We start from the raw sequence: 8,778 nt of genomic DNA, 5'->3' as shown, positions 1-8,778 counted from the left end.
CCCCCCCCCACGGACCGGCCCGTTTTTCTGTGCCCGCGCGCCGCCACTCCGGCCGCGCACCGGGCGGGGCCGGGCGCGGGGCCGGGCGTCAGCCCCGGTTGGCCCAGATGTTGGTGCTCGCGGTGTCCACGGCGAAGGTGTCGATCTCCTTCAGCTCGTCGGCCGACAGCGCCGGTCCGCCGAGCGCGGCCACGTTCTCCTCCAGCTGCTTCACGCTCGACGCGCCGATCAGCGCCGACGTCATCCGGCTGTCCCGCAGCACCCAGGTGAGCGCGAGCTGGGCCAGGGACTGGCCACGGCCCGCCGCGATGTCGTTCAGCCCGCGTAGCCGGCGGAGCATCTCCTCGGAGAGCAGTCCCGGGTCGAGGGACTTGCCCTGACTGGCCCGCGACCCCTCCGGGATGCCCGCCAGGTACTTACCGGTGAGCAGCCCCTGGGCCAGCGGCGCGAAGGAGATGCAGCCCATGCCGGCCGACTCCAGCGCGTCGAGGAGCCCGTCGGCCTCGATCCAGCGGTTCACCATCGAGTACGACGGCTGGTGGATCAGGGCCGGGACCCCCATCTCCCTGAGCAGCCCGGCCGCCTCGGCGGTCTGCTCGGCGTTGTAGGAGGACACCCCGACGTACAGGGCCTTGCCCTGCTGCACGGCGGAGGCGAGCGCCCCCATCGTCTCCTCCAGCGGGGTGTGCGGATCGAAGCGGTGCGAGTAGAAGATGTCGACGTGGTCCAGGCCCATCCGCCGCAGGGAGGCGTCGAGCGAGGACAGCAGGTATTTGCGGGGTCCCCACTCCCCGTAAGGGCCGGGGTGCATGAGGTAACCGGCCTTGGTCGAGATGATCAGCTCGTCCCGGTAGGCCGCGAAGTCCTGGTGGAAGAGCTTTCCGAAATTCAGCTCGGCGGAGCCGGGCGGCGGACCGTAGCTGTTGGCGAGGTCGAAATGGGTCACGCCGAGGTCGAAGGCGCGGCGCAGGATCGCCTGCTGGGAGTCCAGGGCCCGGTCGTCGCCGAAGTTGTGCCAGAGGCCGAGCGAGACGGCGGGCAGTTTGAGGCCGCTGCGGCCGGTGCGGCGGTATTCCATGGAGTCGTAGCGCGAAGCGTCGGCGCGGTGGTGGAGGGATTCAGTCACGTTTCCACTCCTTATCACGGAGTTGTGACAGACCGGGTTGGGCCCCCGTGACCCGACCGCAGTAATGTGGCGCTTCGGGAAAAGCCGGTCCGCGATGTGCATACATGGGTGTGGGCTGTGCGGCTGTCCCCCGGGGACGACCCCGGACCCCCGGCGACGGGGAAGGCGGGCCGGCGGCCCGTAAGGAACCGAGAGGGTGACTTCAGTGAACTTGCGCGACCTGGTGTACGGGCTCTACGCACGCCGGGTGGGAGGTCGCCTGGACCACACCCAGGTGCCCAAGCACATCGGAGTCATCCTCGACGGGAACCGGCGGTGGGCGAAGGCGTCCGGCGGCTCGGCCGTCCAGGGCCACCAGGCCGGGGCCGACAAGATCTCCGAGCTCCTCGGCTGGTGCAGCGAGACGGACGTCGAGGTCGTCACGCTCTGGCTGCTGTCCACGGACAACTTCGACCGGCCCGAGGCCGAGCTCACCCCGCTGCTCCGCATCATCGAGAACACCGTGCGCCAGCTGGCGGCGGACGGGCGGTGGCGGGTCCACCACGTCGGCACGCTCGACCTGCTGCCCTCGCAGACCCAACTGGTGCTGAAGGAGGCGGAGGAGGCCACCCACGACGTCGACGGGATAATCGTCAACGTCGCCGTCGGCTACGGCGGACGCCAGGAGATCGCCGACGCCGTCCGGTCCCTGCTGCTGGAGCACTCCTCCAAGGGCACGACCTTCGAGGAGCTCGCCGAGGTCGTCTCCACCGACCTCATCTCCGAACACCTCTACACCCGCGGCCAGCCCGACCCCGACCTGGTGATCCGCACCAGCGGGGAGCAGCGTCTGTCGGGCTTCATGCTCTGGCAGAGCGCCCATTCGGAGTACTACTTCTGCGAGGTCTTCTGGCCGGCCTTCCGCAAGGTCGACTTCCTGCGGGCGCTCCGCGACTACGCGGCCCGCCACCGCCGCTACGGCGCCTGAACCACCCTCCCCTCCCTCCCTGCCCGACGCCCGTGCGGGCCGGACGGCCGCACCACCCCGGCCGTCCCCCGTACGCCGGTCGCACCCGTTCGGCCGCATGACCGGCCGACCGGCTGGGAATACCCCTGTCAGGTCGATGTCCGGTCACCAGCCAGGCGGACGTCGCAGCCAAGTGAGCGGGGCCCAGCCCGCTCGCCCGGGAGGCCCTTTGCACACGAAGGACCGCACACCCTGCGGCCGACGCGGAGGGCCGGTGTTCGGCCCGCGCTCGGGGCCCGAACCCGGTCCGTCCTCTTCCTCCGGGAAGTTACGCGACCTCCGTCGCACTCCCCGACCTCGTCCGAGGGGGTACGTCCTTCCGTGGTGACCAGTGCCAAGCGCCGCATGCCCGACCGGCGCACCTACGTTCTCGACACCAGCGTCCTGCTGGCCGACCCCAACGCCGTGACCCGCTTCGACGAGCACGAAGTCGTGCTGCCGATCGTCGTGGTCACGGAGCTGGAGGCCAAACGGCACCACCCCGAGCTCGGCTACTTCGCCCGGCAGGCCCTGCGCCTGCTGGACGACTTCCGGGTCCGGTACGGCCGGCTGGACGCCCCGATCCCGCTCGGGGACCTGGGCGGTTCGCTCCGTGTCGAACTCAACCACTCCGATCCCGGCGTCCTGCCCGCCGGCTACCGGTTGGGGGACAACGACTCACGGATCCTCGCGGTCGCACGCAACCTCCAGGCCGAGGGGTACGACGTCACCGTCGTCTCCAAGGACCTCCCGCTCCGGATCAAGGCGTCCTCGGTCGGCCTCCTCGCCGAGGAGTACCGGGCGGAACTCGCCATCACGGACTCCGGCTGGACCGGCATGGCCGAACTGGCCCTGACCGCCGAGCAGGTGGACCTGCTGTTCACCGAGGAGACGCTGTACGTCCCCGAGGCGGCCGCGTACCCGGTGCACACCGGACTGGTCCTCCAGTCCGAGCGAGGCAAGGCCCTCGGCAGGGTCACCGCCGAAGGCAACGTACGTGTGGTGCGCGGCGACCGGGAGGCCTTCGGGATCCACGGGCGCAGCGCCGAGCAGCGCATCGCGCTCGACCTGCTCCTCGATCCGGACGTCGGCATCGTCTCGCTGGGCGGCCGGGCCGGCACCGGGAAGTCCGCGCTGGCCCTCTGCGCGGGCCTGGAGGCCGTCCTGGAGCGCAGGCAGCACCAGAAGGTGATGGTCTTCCGCCCCTTGTACGCCGTCGGCGGCCAGGAGCTCGGCTACCTCCCCGGCACCGAGGCCGAGAAGATGAGCCCGTGGGCGCAGGCCGTCTTCGACACCCTGTCGGCGGTCGCCGGGCGCGAGGTCATCGAAGAGGTGCTGGGGCGCGGGATGCTGGAGATCCTGCCGCTCACCCACATCCGGGGCCGCTCCCTGCACGACGCGTTCGTGATCGTGGACGAGGCGCAGTCGCTCGAACGGAACGTGCTGCTGACCGTCCTGTCCCGGATCGGGGCGAACTCGCGTGTCGTTCTCACCCACGACGTGGCCCAGCGGGACAACCTCCGGGTCGGGCGGTACGACGGAGTCGTCGCCGTGGTCGAGAAACTGAAGGGGCATCCGCTCTTCGCGCACGTCACGCTCACCCGTTCCGAGCGTTCACCGATCGCCGCGCTGGTGACCGAAATGCTGGAGGAAGGCCACATCTGATCCGGAACGTCCAGTCGATGCCGCCCGGCGAGCGAAGGAGCTTAGCCGGGCGGTGTCGTGTCGCGCCGTCATTTCCGAAAATCCCGTGCGCCAAACGGGGTGTGACCTTTCCCACGCGACACAGAATTGCAACAGCGCGTGTCTCTCCGGCAGAGTCTTGCTTCCGTCAGGCCCCGCATACGGCACTCGGGCACCTCCACAGGTGCCCCGCACCACACAACTCAACACACGTCGCCCGTATGCCGCCCGCGAGCACCACGCGGCGCTTCCGTGAGGAAGTCGCCCACCGGGCCCGTGCCTCCCGTGACCCAAGCAGTAGGGAGGCCAGTGCCAGGGGCACGATTGCGCCCGCGAGGTCACCTAAAGCGGGCGATGCTGGAAGGACACCGTGTGAGCCGGATCTCGGTCCGGGGGTTCGCCGTGGCATCCGCCACCGCGGTCACCACCGTAGGCGCCGTCGTAGGCGTTGCTTCGGGCAGCACTCCCGCTGTCGACGACAACAACTTCGAGGCGGCCGCAGCCGACACCACGCTGCTCGCAGACATCCCCGCGGGCCAGCAGGCCCAGGTCCAGACCGCCTCGCTGACCCAGCAGGCCGACGCGCAGGCCTCCGCGGCCGACGCCGCGGCCAAGAAGTCCGCCGAGGAGACGGCCCGCATCCAGGCCGCCAAGGACGCCAAGTCCAAGAAGCAGGCGGCCGAGGACAAGCTGGAGCAGGAGCGCAAGGAGAAGGAGCGCAAGAAGGCCGAGCAGGAGCGCGCCAGCCGCTCGTCGGTCCGCGACGCCTCCTCGTTCGCCGCGCAGGGCTCCTACAGCGTGGCCCAGGTCCAGGCGATGGCCCGTCAGATGATCCCGGCCGACCAGTTCCAGTGTTTCAGCAACATCGTGAACCACGAGTCGAGCTGGAACTACCGTGCGAGCAACCCCTCCTCGGGCGCCTACGGTCTCGTGCAGGCCCTCCCCGGCTCCAAGATGTCGTCCGCCGGCGCCGACTGGCAGACCAACCCGGCCACCCAGATCAAGTGGGGCCTCAGCTACATGGACGGCCGCTACGGCTCTCAACCTCCTGGAGCCCCGCACCGTCCTACGGTGCGGGGCTCCACGCGTGTACGGTTCGGTTCGAACGGCTCCGGGGGAGTGATGGGAGCAGGCGGGGGAAGGGGAAAGCTCATGTCCAGACTTCCGGGGTGGCTCGACCGGCTGGGCGCCGGACTCAGCGACGTCGGGGCGCGCCTGGAGGAACGCCGCGCCGAGGGCGCGCGCGAGGTGGACGAGGACGTGGCCGCCGCGAGCCCCGATCCCTCGGCGCAGGCCGCCGCCGCCGACCAGGTGCCCCGCCCTCCCGACTACGCGCCCTCCGTCGCCGCCCGGCCCGATCCGGTCGCTGCGATCCCCTGGGGGATGCGCGTCGCCGCCGAGGCGGGCTGGCGGCTGCTGGTCCTGGCCGGCACCCTCTGGGTGCTGATGCGGGTCATCAGCGCCGTCCAGCTGGTCGTCCTCGCCTTCGCCGCGGCGCTGCTCGTGACGGCGATGCTCCAGCCCACCGTCGTACGCCTCAAGCGCCTCGGGCTGCCCCGGGGGCTCGCCACCGCGGTCACCGCCGTGCTCGGCTTCGTCGTCATCGGGCTGGTCGGCTGGTTCGTGGTGTGGCAGGTGATGGACAACCTGGACACCCTCTCCGACCGGGTGCGCGACGGCATCGACGAGCTGAAGCGCTGGCTCCTGGACAGCCCGTTCCACGTCACCGAGCAGCAGATCAACGACGTCGCCAAGAACCTCAGCGACACCATCGGCACCAACACGGAGGAGATCACCTCCGCCGGCCTCCAGGGCGTCACCGTGATGGTCGAGTTCCTCACCGGGCTGCTGCTCGCGATGTTCTCGACGCTCTTCCTGCTCTACGACGGCAGGCGCATCTGGGAATGGGTCCTCAAGCTGGTCCCGGCACAGGCCCGCCCGGGCGTCGCCGGAGCCGGTCCGCGTGCCTGGCGGACGCTGACCGCCTACGTGCGGGGCACGGTGATCGTCGCCCTGATCGACGCCATCTTCATCGGGCTCGGGATCTACTTCCTCGACGTGCCGATGGCGGTGCCGCTGGCCGTCTTCATCTTCCTCTTCGCCTTTGTCCCGCTGGTCGGCGCCGTGGTCTCCGGAGCGCTCGCCGTGGTCGTCGCGCTCGTCACCCAGGGCGTGTTCACCGCGTTGATGGTGCTGATCGTGGTGCTGGCCGTGCAGCAGATCGAGGGCCACATCCTGCAGCCGTTCATCCTGGGCCGCGCGGTACGCGTCCATCCGCTGGCCGTCGTCCTGTCGGTCGCCGCGGGCGGCATGATCGCGGGCATCGGCGGCGCGGTGGTCGCCGTACCGCTGGTCGCCGTGACCAACACGGTGGTCGGCTATCTGCGGGCGTACGGGCGGGAGGCGGCCATGCGGAACACGCCCGGCCCGCACGGTGCCACCGCGATCGACCTCTCGCCGACCGAGGCCTCGGGCATCCGGCGCGAGGAGGGCCCCGGCCGCCCGGACCGCCCGGAGTCGGACGGCGCCCCGGGCGGTGGGCCGGAACAGCGCTGAGCACCCGTACGGCACGAGAGGGGCCCCGCGGACGGTCGGTCGTCCGCGGGGCCCCTCTCGCACAACGGTACTGCGTGCGTCACTTCTACTGCTCGGCGAGTACGCCCTCGGCTTCGAGGGTCACGCCGACCGCCTGGATCACCGAGGCGACCTTGACGGCCTCCTGGATGGTCTCGCGGTCCACGCCGGCCTGGCGGAGCACCTGCTCGTGGGAGTCCAGGCACTGGCCGCAGCCGTTGATCGCGGAGACGGCGAGCGACCACAGCTCGAAGTCGACCTTCTCCACGCCCGGCTTGCCGATGACGTTCATCCGCAGGCCCGCACGGAGGTTCCCGTACTCGGGGTCCGACAGCAGGTGCCGGGTGCGGTAGAAGACGTTGTTCATCGCCATGATGGCGGCGGCGGCCTTCGCCGCGGTGTAGGCCTCCTCGGAGAGGTTGGCCTTGGCCTCCGGCTCCAGTTCCAGGAGCACCTTCGGCGAGCGCGAGGCGATCGCGCAGGCCAGGACGGTGCCCCAGAGCTGCTGCTGGGGGAGCTCGCTGTTCCCGATGACCGAACCGAGGTTCAGCTTCAGGTCCTTGGCGAAGTCCGGTATGGCTGCCTTGAGTTCGTCGAGTGCCATGTCCGTATCAGCTCACTCGCCCGAGAGGAGCGCGACCGGGTCGAGGGTGTTCTCGCCCTTGGTCCAGTTGCACGGGCACAGCTCGTCGGTCTGCAGGGCGTCGAGGACCCGCAGGACCTCCTTGGGGTTACGGCCCACGGAACCGGCGGTCACCATCGTGAACTGGATCTCGTTGTTCTGGTCGACGATGAAGACGGCGCGCTGGGCGAAGCCGTCCTCGCCCTCGATGCCGAGGTCACGCATGAGCTCGTGCTTCGAGTCGGCCATCATCGGGAAGGGCAGGTCGGTCAGGTCCGGGTGGTCCTTGCGCCAGGCGTGGTGCACGAACTCGGAGTCGCCGGAGAAACCGAGGATCTGGGCGTCACGGTCGGCGAACTCGTCGTTCAGCTTGCCGAAGGCGGCGATCTCCGTGGGGCACACGAAGGTGAAGTCCTTCGGCCACGCGAAGACGATCTTCCACTTGCCCTCGTAGGTCTTGTGGTTGATCTGCTCGAACTCCTTGCCGCTCTCCAGCGACACACAAGCGGTCAGGTCGAACTCGGGGAACTTGTCACCGACAGTGAGCACGCGCACTCCTTGCTGGATAGGAAGGCCCTTTTTGGGGGCTTTCCTGGGGGTTGGACTGGCCCCACCATGGCACAGAGTGCATTGATCACGGAAATAGCTACACTTGCTCGCGGTGATCGGAGGTGCCTATCAGTGAGGTATGTAAATCAGGCCAACAGGGCCAAGCAGCCGAGCCTGTCCCAGCTGCGTGCCTTCGCGGCGGTGGCGGAGCATCTGCACTTCCGTGACGCGGCGGCATCCCTGGGGATGAGCCAGCCGGCACTCTCCGGAGCGGTGTCCGCGCTGGAGGTGGCACTGGGTGTCCAGCTCATCGAGCGTACGACGCGCAAGGTACTGCTGTCGCCCGCCGGGGAGCGGCTCGCGGCGCGGGCGGACGCCGTGCTGGAGACGGTGGCCGAGCTGATGGAGGAGGCCGAGGCGGTACGCGCGCCGTTCACCGGGACGCTCCGGCTCGGGGTGATCCCGACCGTCGCCCCCTATCTGCTGCCGACCGTGCTCAGGCTGGTCCACGAGCGTTACCCGGACCTCGACCTCCAGGTCCACGAGGAGCAGACGTCCTCGCTGCTGGACGGGCTGGCGGCCGGCCGGCTGGACCTGCTGCTGCTCGCCGTGCCGCTCGGAGTGCCCGGGGTCACCGAACTCCCCCTCTACGACGAGGACTTCGTGCTGGTGATGGAGCGGGGGCACCGGCTGGGCGGGCGCGACGACATCCCGCGCGAGGCGCTGCGGGACCTGCCGCTGCTGCTGCTCGACGAGGGGCACTGCCTGCGCGACCAGGCGCTGGACGTCTGCCGGGAGGCGGGGCGCACCCAGGGCGGCCCGGTGACGACGACCGCGGCCGGACTCTCCACCCTGGTGCAGCTGGTCGCGGGCGGGCTCGGGGTGACCCTGCTGCCGCGTACGGCGGTGACGGTCGAGACCGCCCGCAACGAGGCGCTGTCCACCGGTTACTTCACCGAACCGGCACCCTCCCGGCGTGTGGCGCTCGCGGTGCGGACGGGCACCGCGCGGCACGCGGAGTTCGAGGAGTTCGCGGCGGCCCTGCGCGGGGCGATGGAGGCGCTGCCGGTGCGGACGCGGGACGGCGGGGCCTGAGAGGGGCGCGCGACCGGCCGCAGCCGGCCGCGCGCCCCCGTGGCCGGGAGTGTCACTCCGTCCGGAGGCCGTCCGGGCGCATCAGCCGCCACAGCGCGGGCAGCGAGAGCAGGGTCACGGCCACGACGCTGTCTCTTATACACA

Annotated in this window: 7 protein-coding genes; 4 read left to right on the top strand and 3 right to left on the bottom strand. The window is 70.3% G+C overall.

Going from position 1 to position 8,778, the window contains the following annotated elements:
* Nucleotides 1-88: 88 nt before the first annotated feature.
* Nucleotides 89-1,126: an L-glyceraldehyde 3-phosphate reductase gene (gene mgrA / locus IH13_RS0111215; RefSeq protein WP_031083414.1), complete on the bottom strand. Its 1,038-nt coding sequence runs from the start codon at nt 1,124-1,126 to the stop codon at nt 89-91.
* 205 nt (nt 1,127-1,331) lie between these two features.
* Between mgrA and IH13_RS0111210 the strand changes: the two genes are divergently transcribed.
* From IH13_RS0111210 to IH13_RS0111200, 3 genes are all read left to right on the top strand, one after another.
* Nucleotides 1,332-2,093 carry an isoprenyl transferase gene (locus IH13_RS0111210; protein WP_031083412.1) on the top strand — a complete coding sequence of 254 codons (762 nt, stop codon included), beginning with the start codon at nt 1,332-1,334 and terminating at the stop codon, nt 2,091-2,093.
* Between the two features lie 360 nt (nt 2,094-2,453).
* Nucleotides 2,454-3,776: a PhoH family protein gene (locus tag IH13_RS0111205; RefSeq protein ID WP_031083410.1), complete on the top strand. Its 1,323-nt coding sequence runs from the start codon at nt 2,454-2,456 to the stop codon at nt 3,774-3,776.
* A gap of 1,170 nt (nt 3,777-4,946) precedes the next feature.
* Nucleotides 4,947-6,350 carry an AI-2E family transporter gene (locus IH13_RS0111200; RefSeq protein WP_031083408.1) on the top strand — a complete coding sequence of 468 codons (1,404 nt, stop codon included), beginning with the start codon at nt 4,947-4,949 and terminating at the stop codon, nt 6,348-6,350.
* A gap of 85 nt (nt 6,351-6,435) precedes the next feature.
* Here IH13_RS0111200 and IH13_RS0111195 read toward each other — a convergent pair whose 3' ends face one another.
* Together IH13_RS0111195 and IH13_RS0111190 are read right to left on the bottom strand one after the other, a co-directional pair.
* On the bottom strand, nt 6,436-6,972 hold the full coding sequence (locus IH13_RS0111195) for an alkyl hydroperoxide reductase (protein ID WP_031083406.1): 537 nt from the start codon (nt 6,970-6,972) through the stop codon (nt 6,436-6,438).
* Between the two features lie 12 nt (nt 6,973-6,984).
* Nucleotides 6,985-7,539: a peroxiredoxin gene (locus IH13_RS0111190; RefSeq protein ID WP_031083404.1), complete on the bottom strand. Its 555-nt coding sequence runs from the start codon at nt 7,537-7,539 to the stop codon at nt 6,985-6,987.
* Nucleotides 7,540-7,671: 132 nt separating this feature from the next.
* Here IH13_RS0111190 and IH13_RS0111185 point away from each other — a divergent pair, with 132 nt between their 5' ends.
* Nucleotides 7,672-8,634 carry a hydrogen peroxide-inducible genes activator gene (locus IH13_RS0111185; protein ID WP_037841112.1) on the top strand — a complete coding sequence of 321 codons (963 nt, stop codon included), beginning with the start codon at nt 7,672-7,674 and terminating at the stop codon, nt 8,632-8,634.
* Nucleotides 8,635-8,778 lie beyond the last annotated feature (144 nt).

The organism is Streptomyces sp. NRRL WC-3549 (assembly GCF_000721935.1).
Lineage (GTDB): Bacteria > Actinomycetota > Actinomycetes > Streptomycetales > Streptomycetaceae > Streptomyces.
The sequence above is the reverse complement of the archived record's forward strand: the minus strand, read 5'-3'. Positions and strand labels throughout refer to the sequence as shown.

Bases quoted from the DNA above. Each gene is read 5' to 3' on its own strand.
- IH13_RS0111195 (WP_031083406.1), bottom strand. From the start codon at position 6,972: ATGGCACTCGACGAACTCAAGGCAGCCATACCGGACTTCGCCAAGGAC.
- IH13_RS0111200 (WP_031083408.1), top strand. From the start codon at position 4,947: ATGTCCAGACTTCCGGGGTGGCTCGACCGGCTGGGCGCCGGACTCAGC.